The sequence below is a fragment of the Paracoccus sp. (in: a-proteobacteria) genome (genome assembly GCF_030538655.1).
Lineage (GTDB): Bacteria > Pseudomonadota > Alphaproteobacteria > Rhodobacterales > Rhodobacteraceae > Paracoccus.
The window spans coordinates 121,285-136,476 of record NZ_JAUNTO010000005.1 but is presented as its reverse complement, the minus strand read 5'-3'; the positions used below and the strand labels follow the sequence as shown (position 1 = coordinate 136,476).

The following is a 15,192-nucleotide window of genomic DNA, read 5'->3' as shown; positions in this document are numbered from 1 at the left end:
AGGTTCTTGCCGGATCGTTCCTCCGGCTGGCGCTGGGCATCACTGTCGCTGCCCCCGGTCAACGCCCGCCGCCCCCTGACAACGGCCCCCGCCCCTGACAACGCCACCGCTATTCCCGGCTGAGCGCCACCACCGGGTCAAGCTGTGCCGCCGACCGCGCGGGCAGAAAACCAAAGGTGATCCCGATCAGCGTTGACGACAGGAACGCCGCCACGATCGACAGCGGCGAAATGGTCAGCGGCACAATCGGCACGGCAGACGTAATCAGGCTGGCCAGCCCCATGGCCATCGCAATGCCCAGAACGCCGCCAATGATGCAGACCAGCACCGCTTCGATCAGGAATTGCGCGATGATGTCGGACCGCCGCGCGCCAATGGCGATGCGGACGCCGATTTCCTTGGTGCGTTCGGTGACCGACACCAGCATGATGTTCATCACCCCGATGCCCCCCACCAGCAACGAGATCACCGCAATCGCCGCCACCAGCAGCGTCAGCGTCTGCGTGGTGGATGTGATCGTCTGCCGGATGGTGTCGCTGTTCATCATAAAGAAATCTTCGACACCATGGCGGGCGCGCAGCAAATCGGTCAGCTCGTCCTGCGCCTTCTGGCTGTCATAGCCATCGGCGACCTGCACGGTGATGCTGTCCAGATATTTCTGCCCCGAGACCCGCGACATGACGGTGGTATAAGGCAGCCAGACGTTCAGTGACGACGGGCCAAAGCTGGCCCCGCTTAACCGCACGACACCGATTACCCGCGCGGGCACCCGGCCCAGATGCAGCACCTGCCCGACCGGATCGACGCCGGTGCCGAACAGGGTGGTGGCGGTATCTTCGTCGATGACGGCGAATTGCGACAAGGCGGTGATGTCGCTGGCGTCGAACAGGCTGCCCGATACGGTGGTATAGGAATGCAGCGCGAAATAATCGCTGCTGACCCCGCTGACCACGCTGGAGGCGCTGACATTACCGTAACGCACCATCGCCTGCGACGCCACCGCGGGCGAGACCCCGGCGACGTAATCCTGCAAGGCGATGGCATCGGCATCGGACGGCATCAGGGTCTCGATCCGCCCGGCATCGCGCGCGCCAAAGCCGCTGCCCGCGCGAATGGTGATGGTGTTCGTCCCCAGCGAGGAAATATCCTGCAAGACCTTTTCCTGCGTGCCGGTGCCCAGACCCACCACCAGCACGACCGAGGCGATGCCGATGATGATGCCCAGCATGGTCAGAAAGCTGCGCATCCGGTGCGCCATCAGCGCGGTCACGCCCATATTGAACGCCTCGCCCAGACGGGTCAGCGCCGAAAAGGCCGACCCGCTGCGCCGCGGGGCGGCAACCGCGCGGGCCGCATCGGCGCGTCCGCTGTCGGCGATGATGGCGCCGTCGCTGATTTCAATGGTGCGGCTGGCGTGGGCCGCGACCTTGGGATCATGCGTCACCATGATGATGGTGTGGCCGTCGCGGTTCAGATCTTCCAGCAGGCGGATCATCTCGGCGCTGCTTTTGCTGTCCAGCGCGCCGGTGGGTTCGTCGGCCAGGATCACCTCGCCGCCGTTCATCAGCGCACGGGCAATCGACACGCGCTGTTGCTGGCCGCCCGACAACTGGCCGGGGCGGTGATCCAGCCGCTGCCCCAGCCCCAGACGGGTCAGCAGATCGGTGGCCCGCTGCCGCCGCGCGCTGCGCCCCTCGCCCGCGTAGATGGCCGGCACCTCGGTGTTACCAACCGCATCCAGATCGCCCAGCAGTTGATACCTCTGAAAGATAAAACCGAAATGTTCGCGCCGCAGCCGCGCCTGTTCGTCGGGGTCCAGCGTGCTGACATCGCGCCCCTCGAACAGATAGGTGCCGGCCGTGGCCCGGTCCAGACAGCCCAGAATGTTCATCAGGGTGGATTTGCCCGACCCCGATTCCCCGATGATGGCCACAAATTCGCCCGGCCAGATGTCCAGATCGACGCCGGACAGAACCGTGATCCGATCCTCGCCCGCCGGAAAGCTGCGCGAGATGCCGCGCACGGAAATCAGCGGCGCGTCAGGGGTTTCGCTCATCTCAGAACCCCATGGGCGGCGGGCCGCCCTGATCCGTGCGGCCCGATGCCGCCGCCACGGCTGTGCCGATCACGACCGTCTGCCCCTCGGCCAGACCGGACTGGATTTCGGCCAGCACCTTGTTGTTCAGCCCCACCGTAACCGGCTGATGCGTGGTCTGCCCGGTAGCCGCGTCATACAGCTCGACATAGCTGCCCTGCGCATCCAGCCGCACCGCCGAGGACGGCACCACCAGCACATCATCCGCCCGCGCCAGTTCCACCGAAACCTGCGCCGTCATGCCGATGCGCAGCCGCCCGTCGCTGTTATCCACCTCAAGCGTGGCGTTGTAATAAATAGCGCTGTCGGTGGACAGGGTGTCGGTGGTCTCGATCTCGGACGGGGCGGGCTCGATGCTGCGCACCACGGCATGAAACGGATGATCCGGGTCGCCAAGGGTGGTGAAGGTCACGTTCTGCCCAACCTCGACATTCATCACATCGGCTTCCGAGATTTCGGCCTTGACCAGCATGGTGGACAAATCGGCCAGCTTGACGATGGTCGGCGCCGCCTGCACCGCGTTCACCGTCTGGCCCTGCCGGGTGACGATGGCCACCACAGTGCCGCCGATGGGCGCGGTGATCCGGGTGCGTTCCAGTTCCAGTTCGGCATTGGCCACCGTCACCGCCGCACTGTCGCGCTGCGCCTGTAACGCGGCGATTTCGGCGCGGTAAACCTGCACATCCGCCGTCGCGCTTTCGACCGTTTCCTGCGAGGCAAGGCTTTGCGTCCCCAGCCGCTGCGCGCGGGTCAGCGCCAGTTCGGCCCGGTCCAGTGTGGCCTGCCGGGCGGCGATCTGCGCGTCGATATTGGCCAGTGCCGCCTGTGCCTGCAAAACCGTGTTCCGCTGATCGCCCGAATCGATCTGTGCGATCAAATCGCCCGGCGCAACGACCTGGCCCAGTTGCACGGCCAGCGTCTCGATCTGGCCGGACACGCGCGCGCCCACACTGACCAGTTCGCGCGCCTCCAGCATACCGGATGCCAGCACGGTTTCGGCGACATCGCCTATCCGGGCCTGCGCCGTAACAGGTGCCGGTTCATCGCCACCACGCTGGCTGGACCACAGCCACAGCGCCGCACCCGCCAGCACGACCAGCAACAGAATATGAAGTTTGCGCAATTTCATCGGCATGATCCGTTTTTTGTCCTTGCGCAAATGTCACCTGCACCGCCCCGGTTCAAGGCTGGTTCTGTCACGATCCCGCGCGGCGGCACCTCTCGACACATTGACGCAGTGTGATCGCTGGCCTGTTCAAATCCGCCGCCGGTCCGCGCTATGATCCGCGCGACATATGTGCAGGTGCCCCGATGATGAAATCCACGCTGTTGATCCTGACCCTGATGGCCGATGACGGCACGCGCATCACCATGTCCAGCTATGACACCCCAGAGGCCTGTGAAGGCGCGCGCGAGGTGGTGACGCAGGTTCTGGCCGATGCGGGGCAGGAAATGCTGCTCGCGATGTGCGGCGAAACCGATCTGCGGGTGACGCCCTATGTCCACGGTGCCCCCCGCCGGGCCGAGGTGAACCGCTTTCGCGTCGAACTGCCCGCGAATGGCGGATTCACCGTCACGCCGCTGACCGACGAACCCTGCGAGGATGCGCAAGGTGCCGATCCGGTGGTCTATTGCACCCTGTCGGCGCAGCGGGTGATTGCGGCAAATCAGGTTCAGACCCGTTGATTACACGGTCGCGGGGCGTCCGGGCGGCCAAATGGGCCATGCGGGACGCACAGGGCGGCACCCCACGGTCCAGCGGTCTGTGCTGGTGCCTTTGGCCGCCCGGACGTCGCCGAAGGGCGGGATATTACTGTCGTTCCATCCGAAAAATGCCACGGCGACAAGGGGAGAACCTAGCCCCGCCCCGCCGCCTGCGCCAGCAGCCAGGCGGCGCTGTCGGTATCGGTCAGCACGCCGTTGACCAGCCCGCCGCGCAGCGCGCCAAGGGCGGCCTCGCGCCGTTCCGGGCCATAGGCGGCGGCGGCGACCAACGCCCGGTCCAGCCCCGGCAATCTGGCCGAGGCAACGCGGCCATCCGCAGGCAGCCACCCCCCTGCGCTGTCGTAACAGCGGCCCAGAATTTCGCCCACAGCCCCCTGATCCCGCAGCGCCTGCGCCTCGGGCGGGGACAGAAAGCCGTCGGCGACCAGCGGCGCGTATGCGCCCATGGCCCCCAACCCGATCACCGCCACATCGGCGCGCTGCGCCATCTCCATCACGCGGGCGATGCCGGGCTGGCGGTGCAGGGCGGCGCGTTCCTCGGGGCTGGTGGCGATCACCGGCACCATCAGCGGAAAGCTGGGCGCTGTCACCATCTCTGACAGCGAAAACAGCACGTTATAATAGGCAGCTGATCCGTCTGGCGCGATATTGCCGGTCAGCGATACGATCCGGTGGCGCGGACAATCCAGCCGCGACATCTGCGCCACCGCCGCGCGCAGGGTGCGCCCGGTGCCGATGGCCAGCGTGATCGGATCAGGCCGCGACAGTTCCGTTTCGATCAGGTCGGCCACCGCCATCGCCACGCCGGTTATCCCGGCGGCGGCAGGGGCCACCCGCGCCATTCGCAGCCCAAAGCGCGTCTTCAGCGATTCGGCCAGATCCAGACATGCCGCCAGCGGGTGATTGATTCGCACCTTGACCATGCCCGATGCCATAGCCTGCGCCACCAGCCGCTGCGCGGTCTGGCGCGACACGCCCATTTCGCGTGCGATTTCATCCTGCGTCAGCCCGGCCACATATGACAGCCACGCCGCCTGTGCCGCCTGATCCAGTTTCCGCTCGCCCTGTGCCATCCGCCCCCCTTGTCGGCAGATTCAGTTTGACAAGTATAGCAGATGGTGTGAGCATTTGCCCATAGGGCGGGCAATTACTGTGCCCGGAGGAGGAAATATGAAGTATTCGATGCGCACCCTGCTGGGTGCCTGTGCCACTGTGGCACTGGCCGCGCCTGTCATGGCTGAAACCATCACCATCGCCACCGTGAACAACGGCGACATGATCCGTATGCAGCGGCTGGCCAGCGAATTCACCACCGCCCATCCCGACATCACGCTGAACTGGGTCACGCTTGAGGAAAACATCCTGCGCGAGCGTGTGACCACCGACATCGCCACCCGTGGCGGTCAGTATGACGTGCTGACCATCGGCAACTACGAAGTGCCGATCTGGGCCGCGCAGGACTGGCTGGTGCCGGTGACCGACATGCCCGAGGGCTATGACGCCGATGACATCCTGCCCGCCGTGCGGCAGGCGCTGTCGGTGAATGACACGCTGTATGCCGCGCCCTTCTATGGGGAATCGGCGATCGTGATGTATCGCACCGATCTGGCGCAGGCCGCCGGTGTGACCATCCCGGAAAACCCGACCTGGACCGACATCCAGACCGCCGCCGCCGCGATGACCGATAAAAGCGCGGAACAATACGGCATCTGCCTGCGCGGCAAGCCGGGCTGGGGCGAAAACATGGCCTTTTTGACCGCCATGTCCAACAGCTATGGCGCGCGCTGGTTCGATATGGCGTGGAAGGCCCAGTTCGACAGCCCGGAATGGGCCGAAACCCTGACCGATTATCTGACGATGCTGACCGAATACGGCCCGCCCGGCGCGTCGTCGAACGGGTTCAACGAAAACCTGTCGCTGTTCCAGCAGGGCAAATGCGGCATCTGGATCGACGCCTCGGTGGCGGCCAGCTTTGTGACCGACCCGGAAAATTCGACCGTGGCCGATCAGGTCGGCTTTGCCACCTTCCCCAACAAGGAGGGTGTGGACAATCACGGCAACTGGCTGTGGTCGTGGAATCTGGCTATCCCGGCGTCGTCGAAATCGCAGGACGCGGCGAAGACCTTTATCGCCTGGGCCACCAGCAAGGATTACACCAACCTCGTGGCCGAACACGAGGGCTGGCGCGCCGCCCCGCCCGGCACCCGCACGTCGCTGTATGAAAACGCCGATTATCAGGCGGCGGCACCCTTTGCGGCGATCACGCTGGCGGCGATGGATGCGGCCAACACCGCCAAGGCTTCGGTGCAGGATGTGCCCTATACTGGCGGTCAGTTCGTCGCGATCCCCGAATTTCAGGGTATCGGCACCGCCGTCGGCCAGCAATTCGCCGCCGCACTGGCCGGACAGACCACGGCAGAGGCGGCGCTGAGCGCGGCGCAAGCCACCGCCACCCGCGAAATGGCCCGCGCCGGCTATCCCAAATAAGACCAGACCGCGCCGCCCCTGACCGGGCGGCGCTTTTCCCCTTGCCCAAAGGACGCGCGAGATGGCCACAAAACAGACGGCCCGGATTGCCCGACTGATGCGGATGCCCGCGATTATCCTGTTGCTGATCTGGATGGTCGTACCGCTGGGCATGACGCTGTATTATTCGTTTCTGAATTACAACCTGCTGATGCCCGGCCAGACCAGCTGGGCCGGTTGGTTCAACTATCAGTATTTCTACACCGACCCGGCGTTCCTTGAATCCATCCGCAATACGCTGGTGCTGGTGCTGGGGGTGCTGGCGATCACCGTCATCGGCGGCATCGGCATCGCCATGCTGATCGACAAGCCGATCTTTGGTCAGGGGATCGTGCGCATCCTTGTGATCTCACCGTTCTTCGTGATGCCGCCGGTCGCGGCGCTGATCTGGAAGAACATGATCATGCACCCGAGTTACGGCGTTTTTGCTGATATCGCCCGTTTCATCGGCGTGTCGCCGGTAGACTGGTTCGCGCAATATCCGCTGTTTTCGATCATCGTCATCGTGGCCTGGCAATGGCTGCCCTTTGCCACGCTGATCCTGCTGACCGCGCTGCAATCACTGGACAGCGAACAGATCGAAGCGGCGGAAATGGACGGCGCAGGTGCCTGGGCGCGGTTCACCCATCTGGTGCTGCCGCATATGGCGCGGGCGATCACCGTGGTCGTGCTGATCCAGACCATCTTTCTGCTGGGCGTCTATGCCGAAATCCTTGTCACCACCAACGGCGGGCCGGGCAATGCCTCGACCAACCTGACCTTCCTGATCTATCGCGCGGCGCGTCTGAATTTCGACGTGGGCGGCGCGGCGGCAGGCGGGATCATCGCCGTGGTGCTGGCCAATATCGTGGCGCTGTTCCTGATGCGCGCCGTCGGCAAGAATCTGGATTAAGGGGGCATCACCATGGCACGCGCCATCCCGCAACGCAGCCGCATCCTGTGGACCATCGCCGCATGGTCCGTGGCCCTGCTGCTGTTCTTTCCGATCCTTTACACGATCATCACCAGCCTGAAGACCGAACAAGAGGCGATTTCCGGCTTTGCCCTGATCCCCTCCTTTACGCTGGACAGCTTTCAGGCGGTGCAGTCGCAAAACAACTATTTCAAGCCGTTCATGAACTCGGTCATCATTGCGGTGGGATCGACCGTGCTTGCGCTGATCGTGGCCATTCCGGCAGCCTGGGCGATGGCGTTTTCACCGACCAAACGGACGAAAGACATCCTGATGTGGATGCTGTCCACCAAGATGATGCCCGCCGTCGCGGTTCTGGTGCCGATCTATCTGATCTTTCTGCGCACCGGGCTGATGGACACGCGCATCGGCCTGACGATCATGCTGATGCTGATCAACCTGCCGATCGTGGTCTGGATGCTGTATACTTATTTCCGCGAAATCCCCGGCGAAATCCTTGAGGCCGCGCGGATGGACGGCGCCACCCTGCGCGACGAGATCGTGCATATCCTGACGCCGATGGCCATTCCGGGCATCGCATCCACCATGCTGCTGAACATCATTCTGGCATGGAACGAAAGCTTCTGGACCATCCAGCTGACCACCACCAACGCCGCGCCGCTGTCGGCCTTTATCGCTTCGTTCTCCAGCCCGCAGGGGCTGTTCTGGGCGAAACTGTCGGCGGCATCCGTCATGGCCATCGCGCCAATCCTGATTATGGGCTGGTTCAGCCAGAAACAACTTGTCCGCGGCCTGACCTTTGGCGCGGTGAAATAAGAGGGCAATCATGGGCAGCATTACCCTGAAACAGGTCCGCAAGACCTTTGGCGAGGTCGAGGTCATCCCCGGCGTCGATCTGGAGATCGCCGAAGGCGAATTCGTCGTCTTTGTCGGCCCATCCGGCTGTGGCAAATCCACGCTGCTGCGGCTGATCGCGGGGCTGGAGGATGTGACCTCGGGCCAGATCCTGATTAATGGTCGTGACGTCACCGACAACGCCCCGGCCAAGCGCGGGCTGGCGATGGTGTTTCAGTCTTACGCGCTGTATCCGCATATGTCGGTTCGCAAGAACATCGCCTTTCCGCTGAAGATGGCCAAGATGCCGCAGGCCGAACAGGATGCGCGGGTAGAAAACGCCGCCCGTATCCTGAACCTGACGGATTATCTGGACCGTCGCCCCGGCCAGTTGTCGGGCGGTCAGCGTCAGCGCGTCGCCATTGGCCGCGCCATCGTGCGCGAACCGGCGGCGTTTCTGTTTGACGAGCCGCTGTCGAACCTTGACGCCGCCCTGCGGGTGAACATGCGGGTGGAAATCAGTGAATTGCACAACAAGCTGGCCACCACGATGATCTATGTCACCCACGATCAGGTCGAGGCGATGACCATGGCCGACAAGATCGTGGTGCTGCGCGCGGGCAATGTGGAACAGGTCGGTTCCCCGCTGGACCTGTATAACAAACCGCGCAACCGCTTTGTCGCCGGGTTCATCGGCAGCCCGAACATGAACTTTATCGAGGGCGAGGGTGCGGCCCGCCACGGTGCCCATACCATCGGCGTGCGCCCCGAACATTGGCGCATGTCGCTGTCGGATGGCGAATTCGCCGGCACGGTCGGCGTGGCCGAACATCTGGGGTCCGACACGTTCCTGCATGTCGATCTGGACAGCGCGGGCAAGGTCATCGCGCGGGCGACCGGTGAATTTCCGGTCAGCCACGGCGACCGGGTATTCCTGACCCCGCAGGACGGGCGCATCTACAAATTCGACGCGGAAGGACTGTCGGCATGAGGCTCAAGGGGAAATCCGCGCTGATCACCGGCGCGGCACGCGGCATCGGCAGCGGCTTTGCCGAAGCCTATGTCCGCGAGGGGGCAACCGTCGCCATTGCCGACATCAACCTTGACGCGGCCAAGGAAACCGCCGCCAGCATCGGCGAGGGCGCCTATGCCGTTCAGCTTGACGTGACGCAGCAGGACAGCATCGACGCCGCCATCGCCTCGGTCGTGGACCATGCGGGCAAGCTGGACATCCTGATCAACAACGCCGCGCTGTTCGACGCCGCCGAGACGGTGGACATCACCCGCGACAGCTATGACCGGCTGTATGCCGTCAACGTCGCCGGAACGCTGTTCACCATGCAGGCGGCGGCGCGGCAGATGATTGCGCAGGGGCATGGCGGCAAGATCATCAACATGGCCTCTCAGGCAGGGCGGCGGGGGGAACCCTTGGTGCTGGTCTATTGCTCGACCAAGGCGGCGGTGATCAGCATGACGCAATCGGCGGGGCTGAACCTGATCCGACACGGCATCAACGTCAACGCCATCGCCCCCGGCGTGGTGGATGGCGCGCATTGGGAACATGTCGATTCCATGTTCGCCAAGCTGGAAGGCAAAAAGCCCGGCCAGAAAAAGGCCGAAGTCGCGGCGGGCGTCCCCGCCGGGCGCTTTGCGACCCCGGATGACCTGACCGGCATGGCGGTGTTCCTTGCCTCATCCGAGGCGGATTACATCGTGTCGCAATGCTATAACGTCGATGGCGGACAATGGATGAGCTGACCCAATGACCAAACTGAACACCGCCAATCTGGCCGCCGTAAACGCCGCCACGCCCCGCTATGACCGCTCGCAGCTAAAGGGCGGGATCATCCATTTCGGCATGGGCAATTTCCACCGCGCCCATCAGGCCGTCTATCTGGACCGTTTGATGAACACCGGCAAAGGCCATGACTTTGCCATCATCGGTGCGGGCGTCATGCCCGGCGATGCGCGGATGCGCGATGCTTTGGCCGGGCAGGATTACCTTTATACGGTGGTCGAACAGTCCGCCGAACGGTCTGACCCGCGTGTCATCGGCGCGATGATCGACCATCTGCCCGCCGCCGACAGCGCGGCGATTGTGGCGAAACTGGCCGATCCGGCGATCTGCATCGCCAGCCTGACCATCACCGAGGGCGGCTATTTCATCGACGCCGCCACCGGCCATTTCGACCCCTCGCATCCGGCGATTGTGGCAGATGGCGCCGCGCCCGACGCGCCGAAAACCGTGTTCGGGATGCTGGTCGCCGGGCTTGCCGCCCGCCGGGCCGCAGGCACCCCGCCCTTTACCGTCATGTGCTGCGACAACATCCCGCATAACGGTGATGTCACGCGTGAAGCGGTGGTCGAAACCGCCCGTCTGTCCGACCCTGAACTGGCCGATTGGATCGCCGCCAATGTGGCCTTCCCCAATGGCATGGTTGACCGCATCACCCCCGCGACAGGCGACCGCGAGCGCGCGCTGATCCGCGAAATGGGTATCGATGACGCGGCCCCGGTCTTTGCCGAGGATTTCATCCAATGGGTGCTTGAGGATAACTTCCCCGCCGGTCGCCCCGCGCTGGAAGACGTCGGCGTTCAGTTCGTCCCCGACGTCACCCCCTATGAGCTGATGAAAATCCGCATCCTGAACGGCAGCCATGCGGTTATCGCCTATCCTGCCGGGCTGATGGACATCCATTTCGTGCATGAGGGCATGGAAAACGATCTGGTTCGCGCCTTCCTTGACAAGATCGAAACGACCGAGATCATCCCCGCCGTTCCCCCCGTCCCGAACACCGATCTTGGCGCCTATTTCGCCAAGGTCAAGGAACGCTGCGCCAATCCGAAAATCGGCGATACGATCCGGCGGCTGTGTCTGGACGGCTCGAACCGTCAGCCCAAGTTCATCATCCCGACCATCGCCGATCGTCTGGCGCAGGGCCTGCCGGTCGAGGGGCTGGCACTGGAATCGGCGCTGTGGTGCCGCTATTGCGCGGGCACAACCGACAGCGGCGCGGTGATCGAACCCAATGATCCGAACTGGGATCGCCTGACCGCCGCCGCGCAGGCCGCCAAGGCCGATCCCTCTGCATGGCTGGGCATGGCCGATATCTATGGTGCAACCGGGCGCGACCCGCGCTTTGCCGAACCCTTTGCGCGCTGGCTGGCGATGCTGTGGGACCGCGGCACGGCGGACACGTTGCGGGCGTATCTGGCGCAATGACGGCACTGATTTTCGACTGTGACGGGGTGCTTGTGGACAGCGAGCCTCTGTCGGTGGCGGAACTGGGCCTGACCCTGCGCGATGCCGGGGCCGCGATCACCGATCAGCAGATCTTTGACCGCATGATCGGGCGGCCCATTGCGGAAATCGTCGCCATCGTCGCGGCGGAAACCGGGGCTGACGCCACGCCACTGTTACCCGATTACCGCGACCGGCTGCGGGCGCGCTTTGATGCCGAATTACAGCCGATCCCCGGCATCCGCGATGCGATCCGCGCGATGCCGCCGGGGCCACGGGCGGTGGCCTCGTCCTCGACCCTGCCACGGCTGGATCACTGCCTGCGGCTGACCGGGCTGCACGACCTGTTCGCGCCGCATATCTTTTCCGCCACACAGGTCGCACGCGGCAAACCTGCGCCGGACCTGTTCCTGTTTGCCGCCGCGCAACTGAACACCCAGCCCGCCGATTGCATCGTGATCGAGGACAGCATCGCAGGCGTCACCGCCGCCAAGGCCGCCGGGATGCGCGTCATCGGCTTTCTGGGTGGCGGCCACGCCCGCGCGGCACATCTGGCCGACCGCCTGCCCGCGCTGCACCCCGACGCGATCATTGCAAGCGCCGCTGAATTGCCCGAAACCCTAAGGGCAATGATGGCCACCGCCTGAGGAGAGAGCGCATGTTTCTGGGTATCGACCTTGGCACATCCGGCATCAAGGTGCTGCTGATGGATGACGCGCAGCGCGTGCTGGCCTCGGCCACCGCACCGCTGAACGTGCAGCGCCCGCATGACGGCTGGTCGGAACAGAACCCTGCCGACTGGATCACAGCCACCCGTGTTGCATTGGAGGAATTGCGCGCGGGGCATAATCTGGGCGCGGTGGCGGGCATCGGCCTGTCGGGGCAGATGCATGGCGCGGTCACGCTGGACGCGGCCGATCAGGTGATCCGCCCGGCGATCCTGTGGAACGACACCCGCAGCCATACGCAAGCCGCGCGGCTGGACGCCGACCCCGATTTTCGCAGGATCAGCGGCAACATCGTCTTTCCCGGCTTTACCGCGCCGAAACTGGTCTGGATGGCGCAGCAGGAACCCGACGCCTTTGCCCGCGTCGCCCGCGTGCTGCTGCCCAAGGATTACCTGCGCCTGTGGCTGACCGGCGAGGCGGTGGCGGAAATGTCCGACGCCGCCGGCACAAGCTGGCTGGATACCGGCGCGCGCGCGTGGTCGGACAAGCTGCTGGCCGCATCGGGGATGCGCCGCGACCAGATGCCCGCCCTGATCGAAGGCAACGCGGTGTCCGGCGGTTTGCGTGCGGAACTGGCCGCCGAATGGGGGATGCGCCCCGGCACGCCGGTTGCGGGCGGGGCGGGCGACAATGCCGCCACCGCCATCGGCGCGGGCACCATCGCGGCGGGTCAGGGCTTTGTTTCGCTTGGCACCTCGGGCGTCTTGTTCGCCGCGACCGACCGCTATCTGCCGCGCGCTGACAGCGCCGTTCACGCCTTTTGCCACGCCCTGCCCGGCATGTGGCACCAGATGGGGGTGATCCTGTCGGCCTCGGCCGCGATGGAGTGGCTGGCGGGCATCACCGGCACCCGCCCCGCCGATCTGTCGGCGGAACTGGGCGACAACCTGCGCGCGCCGGGCGAAGTGACCTTTCTGCCTTACCTCTCGGGCGAGCGCACGCCGCATAACGATGCGCAGGCCCGCGCGCTGTTCGCCGGCCTGTCCGCGCGCACCGACCGCGCGGCGCTGACTCAGGCAGTGATGGAGGGCGTGGCCTTTGCCCTTGCCGACAATCTGGATGCCCTGCACGCCGCCGGATCAGATCCGCAGGCGCTGCTGGCCCTGGGCGGGGGCGCGCGGTCGGCCTATTGGCTGCGGGCGATTGCCACGGCGCTGAACCTGCCGGTTCTGCTGCCGGAATCAGGCGATTTCGGCGCGGCCTTTGGTGCCGCCCGGCTGGGGATGATGGCGGCAACCGGGGCCGACCCGGCCAGCATCGCCACCCCGCCCCGCATCGCAGCCGAAATCACCCCGAACACCACTCTGCGCCCGGCGTTTCAGGCCGCGCATCAGCGGTATCGGCAGCTATACCGCTGACCCGGCCATCCGTCGCCGGAAATAGATCGAACCGGGCGCGGCCCCCGCCATATCGGCCACTGCGGCCAACAGCGCCGGGGCCAGTTCGGCCATCCGCCCCTGATCCAGCTGGATCGCCGGACCCGCAACCGAGATCGCCCCAAGCGCCTGCCCCTCTGCGGCGCGGATCGGTGCCGCCATCGCCGCCATGCCGGGAATAAAGCTGTTGATCGTCACCGAATAGCCATCGCGCCGGGTGCGGGCCAGACGCGCCAGCAGATCGGTGGCCCCGTCCGGTGCACCCTGCCCCGATGTCGGCTGCGAAAACCCCTGCCGTGCCACCTTTTCCAGCGCGGCATCATCGCTTAGCGTGGACATCCAGGCCAGACCGCTGGCCGAAGATGCCAGATGCGCTGTCACCCCCTGTTCGCGCCCCGGATCATAGCGCAGCCCGGTCGTCGCCCCCTGCGCCACCGCCACCCAGACCAGATTACCATCGTCGATCACACTGAGTCGCACCAGTTGCTGACTGGCCGCCGCCAGCCGGTCCAGAATCGGCTGCGCCACATCGGTGATCCCGGTCTGCGCCAGATAAGACAGGCCAAGGGCGGGCAGCTTCATCCCCAAGACATAAGCCCCCTTGGCCCCGTCCTGATAAACGAACCCGTATTCCACCAGTTGGTTCAGCATCCGGTGAACACCGCTGGGCGGCAAATCCAGCGCGGCGGCGACCTGCCCGACGGCCATCCCTTCGGGGTGGTTGGACAGGATCGTCAGAACCGACAGGCCACGTTCCAGTGATGAGCTCATGTTTCCGGTGCCTTTCCAGAGGTTTGTCAAATCGGATCCGCGCCGACCATAGGCAATCGCCCGTCGCCGGGCAACGGGGCGGGATACTGCATTAAATCAGAATGTAATTCTATTATTGACCATTATTCTCTTGTAGGGCATCAACCCACAGGCAGCAACAGGGGGGATGCGATGCGGCTGGATGGTGAAACGCGGTTGATTCCGATTCTGGGCGATCCGATTGCGCAGGTGAAATCCCCGGCGCTGCTGACTGCCGCGCTGGCCGAACGCGGGCTGAATGCCATCGTGCCGCCGGTTCATGTCAGCGCCGCCAATTTCGCCAGGGTGGTCGCCGCGCTGAAATACATCGGCAATGTCGATGGGCTGGTCATCACCGTGCCGCATAAATTCACCGCTGCATCGGTCTGCGACCGGCTGACCGCGCAGGCCCGCTTTATCGGCGGCGCGAATATCATCCGGCGCGAGGCGGACGGCACCTGGCTGGGCGATCACAGCGACGGTCAGGGCTATGTCGCCGGTATCCGTGCGCAGGGCGGCAATCCCGAGGGGCGGGCCGTGCTGTTGGTCGGCGCGGGCGGGGCCGGGTCGGCCATCGCCTACGAGTTCCTGCGCCAGAACGCGCGCGAGATCGCCATCCATGACGCAGACACCGCCCGGCGTGACGATCTGATCGCGCGGCTAAACAGCGAATTTCCGGGCCGTGCCCACGCAGGCAGCACCGATCCGCGCGGCTTTGACATCTTGGCCAATGCCACGCCGCTGGGGATGCGCCCCGATGATCCACTGCCCGTGCAGGTCGATCTGCTGACCCCCCCGCAATTCGTCGCTGATTGCGTCACCCGGCCCGAGGTGCCGCCGCTGATCGCCGCCGCCCGGCAGGCAGGCTGCGCCACCATGACCGGGCTGGGCATGTTCAACGGCGTAGCCGAACGGATGGTCGAATTTTTCGCCGGCACCGCACAACCATAAAAACGCGGGCCAAA

Annotated in this window: 14 protein-coding genes; 10 read left to right on the top strand and 4 right to left on the bottom strand. The window is 65.0% G+C overall.

The features are described 5' to 3' along the window. Nucleotides 1–109: 109 nt before the first annotated feature. Together Q4G22_RS05365 and Q4G22_RS05360 are read right to left on the bottom strand one after the other, a co-directional pair. Nucleotides 110–2,056, bottom strand: coding sequence for a MacB family efflux pump subunit (locus Q4G22_RS05365; protein WP_303384872.1), 1,947 nt, complete (start codon nucleotides 2,054–2,056; stop codon nucleotides 110–112). A 1-nt stretch (nucleotide 2,057) separates the two neighbouring features. Continuing rightward, nucleotides 2,058–3,224, bottom strand: a complete 1,167-nt coding sequence (locus Q4G22_RS05360; RefSeq protein ID WP_303384871.1) for an efflux RND transporter periplasmic adaptor subunit — start codon at nucleotides 3,222–3,224, stop codon at nucleotides 2,058–2,060. Between the two features lie 110 nt (nucleotides 3,225–3,334). Between Q4G22_RS05360 and Q4G22_RS05355 the strand changes: the two genes are divergently transcribed. After that, nucleotides 3,335–3,781 (top strand): hypothetical protein, encoded by a 447-nt coding sequence (locus Q4G22_RS05355; protein ID WP_303384870.1) that lies wholly within the window; start codon nucleotides 3,335–3,337, stop codon nucleotides 3,779–3,781. A 170-nt stretch (nucleotides 3,782–3,951) separates the two neighbouring features. On the opposite strand, the gene Q4G22_RS05350 is transcribed toward Q4G22_RS05355, so the two are convergent. Beyond that, the gene (locus tag Q4G22_RS05350; protein WP_303384869.1) at nucleotides 3,952–4,893 is read right to left on the bottom strand and encodes a sugar-binding transcriptional regulator; all 942 of its coding nucleotides are present in this window, start codon (nucleotides 4,891–4,893) and stop codon (nucleotides 3,952–3,954) included. Between the two features lie 97 nt (nucleotides 4,894–4,990). On the opposite strand from Q4G22_RS05350, the gene Q4G22_RS05345 reads away from it, so the two are divergent. From Q4G22_RS05345 to xylB, 8 genes are all read left to right on the top strand, one after another. Further along, a complete protein-coding gene (locus Q4G22_RS05345; protein ID WP_303384868.1) occupies nucleotides 4,991–6,307 on the top strand; it encodes a sugar ABC transporter substrate-binding protein in 1,317 nt (438 codons plus the stop codon). A gap of 61 nt (nucleotides 6,308–6,368) precedes the next feature. Beyond that, entirely contained in the window at nucleotides 6,369–7,238 is an 870-nt protein-coding gene (locus tag Q4G22_RS05340; RefSeq protein ID WP_303384867.1) for a carbohydrate ABC transporter permease, read from the top strand. 12 nt (nucleotides 7,239–7,250) lie between these two features. Then, nucleotides 7,251–8,075: a carbohydrate ABC transporter permease gene (locus Q4G22_RS05335; RefSeq protein WP_303384866.1), complete on the top strand. Its 825-nt coding sequence runs from the start codon at nucleotides 7,251–7,253 to the stop codon at nucleotides 8,073–8,075. Between the two features lie 10 nt (nucleotides 8,076–8,085). Then, nucleotides 8,086–9,084 carry an ABC transporter ATP-binding protein gene (locus tag Q4G22_RS05330; RefSeq protein ID WP_303384865.1) on the top strand — a complete coding sequence of 333 codons (999 nt, stop codon included), beginning with the start codon at nucleotides 8,086–8,088 and terminating at the stop codon, nucleotides 9,082–9,084. Next, on the top strand, nucleotides 9,081–9,851 hold the full coding sequence (locus tag Q4G22_RS05325; RefSeq protein ID WP_303384864.1) for an L-iditol 2-dehydrogenase: 771 nt from the start codon (nucleotides 9,081–9,083) through the stop codon (nucleotides 9,849–9,851). Before Q4G22_RS05330 ends, Q4G22_RS05325 begins: the two co-directional genes overlap by 4 nt. 4 nt (nucleotides 9,852–9,855) lie before the next feature. Next, nucleotides 9,856–11,316 (top strand): mannitol dehydrogenase family protein, encoded by a 1,461-nt coding sequence (locus Q4G22_RS05320; RefSeq protein ID WP_303384863.1) that lies wholly within the window; start codon nucleotides 9,856–9,858, stop codon nucleotides 11,314–11,316. Beyond that, nucleotides 11,313–11,981 carry an HAD family phosphatase gene (locus Q4G22_RS05315; protein WP_303384862.1) on the top strand — a complete coding sequence of 223 codons (669 nt, stop codon included), beginning with the start codon at nucleotides 11,313–11,315 and terminating at the stop codon, nucleotides 11,979–11,981. The genes Q4G22_RS05320 and Q4G22_RS05315 overlap by 4 nt, the downstream gene beginning before the upstream one ends. 11 nt (nucleotides 11,982–11,992) lie before the next feature. Further along, nucleotides 11,993–13,420 (top strand): xylulokinase, encoded by a 1,428-nt coding sequence (gene xylB, locus Q4G22_RS05310; RefSeq protein WP_303384861.1) that lies wholly within the window; start codon nucleotides 11,993–11,995, stop codon nucleotides 13,418–13,420. On the opposite strand, the gene Q4G22_RS05305 is transcribed toward xylB, so the two are convergent. Then, a complete protein-coding gene (locus Q4G22_RS05305; RefSeq protein ID WP_303384860.1) occupies nucleotides 13,409–14,209 on the bottom strand; it encodes an IclR family transcriptional regulator in 801 nt (266 codons plus the stop codon). The two genes, xylB and Q4G22_RS05305, sit on opposite strands and share 12 nt — an antisense overlap. A 171-nt stretch (nucleotides 14,210–14,380) precedes the next feature. Here Q4G22_RS05305 and Q4G22_RS05300 point away from each other — a divergent pair, with 171 nt between their 5' ends. Beyond that, the gene (locus Q4G22_RS05300) at nucleotides 14,381–15,178 is read left to right on the top strand and encodes a shikimate dehydrogenase (RefSeq protein ID WP_303384859.1); all 798 of its coding nucleotides are present in this window, start codon (nucleotides 14,381–14,383) and stop codon (nucleotides 15,176–15,178) included. Nucleotides 15,179–15,192 lie beyond the last annotated feature (14 nt).

Excerpts from the sequence above, each read along its gene's own strand:
- Q4G22_RS05365 (WP_303384872.1), bottom strand. The coding sequence starts at position 2,056 with ATGAGCGAAACCCCTGACGCGCCGCTGATTTCCGTGCGCGGCATCTCG.
- Q4G22_RS05360 (WP_303384871.1), bottom strand. The coding sequence starts at position 3,224 with ATGAAATTGCGCAAACTTCATATTCTGTTGCTGGTCGTGCTGGCGGGT.
- Q4G22_RS05350 (WP_303384869.1), bottom strand. The coding sequence starts at position 4,893 with ATGGCACAGGGCGAGCGGAAACTGGATCAGGCGGCACAGGCGGCGTGG.
- Q4G22_RS05345 (WP_303384868.1), top strand. The coding sequence starts at position 4,991 with ATGAAGTATTCGATGCGCACCCTGCTGGGTGCCTGTGCCACTGTGGCA.
- Q4G22_RS05340 (WP_303384867.1), top strand. The coding sequence starts at position 6,369 with ATGGCCACAAAACAGACGGCCCGGATTGCCCGACTGATGCGGATGCCC.
- Q4G22_RS05335 (WP_303384866.1), top strand. The coding sequence starts at position 7,251 with ATGGCACGCGCCATCCCGCAACGCAGCCGCATCCTGTGGACCATCGCC.
- Q4G22_RS05330 (WP_303384865.1), top strand. The coding sequence starts at position 8,086 with ATGGGCAGCATTACCCTGAAACAGGTCCGCAAGACCTTTGGCGAGGTC.
- Q4G22_RS05325 (WP_303384864.1), top strand. The coding sequence starts at position 9,081 with ATGAGGCTCAAGGGGAAATCCGCGCTGATCACCGGCGCGGCACGCGGC.
- Q4G22_RS05320 (WP_303384863.1), top strand. The coding sequence starts at position 9,856 with ATGACCAAACTGAACACCGCCAATCTGGCCGCCGTAAACGCCGCCACG.
- Q4G22_RS05315 (WP_303384862.1), top strand. The coding sequence starts at position 11,313 with ATGACGGCACTGATTTTCGACTGTGACGGGGTGCTTGTGGACAGCGAG.
- xylB (WP_303384861.1), top strand. The coding sequence starts at position 11,993 with ATGTTTCTGGGTATCGACCTTGGCACATCCGGCATCAAGGTGCTGCTG.
- Q4G22_RS05305 (WP_303384860.1), bottom strand. The coding sequence starts at position 14,209 with ATGAGCTCATCACTGGAACGTGGCCTGTCGGTTCTGACGATCCTGTCC.
- Q4G22_RS05300 (WP_303384859.1), top strand. The coding sequence starts at position 14,381 with ATGCGGCTGGATGGTGAAACGCGGTTGATTCCGATTCTGGGCGATCCG.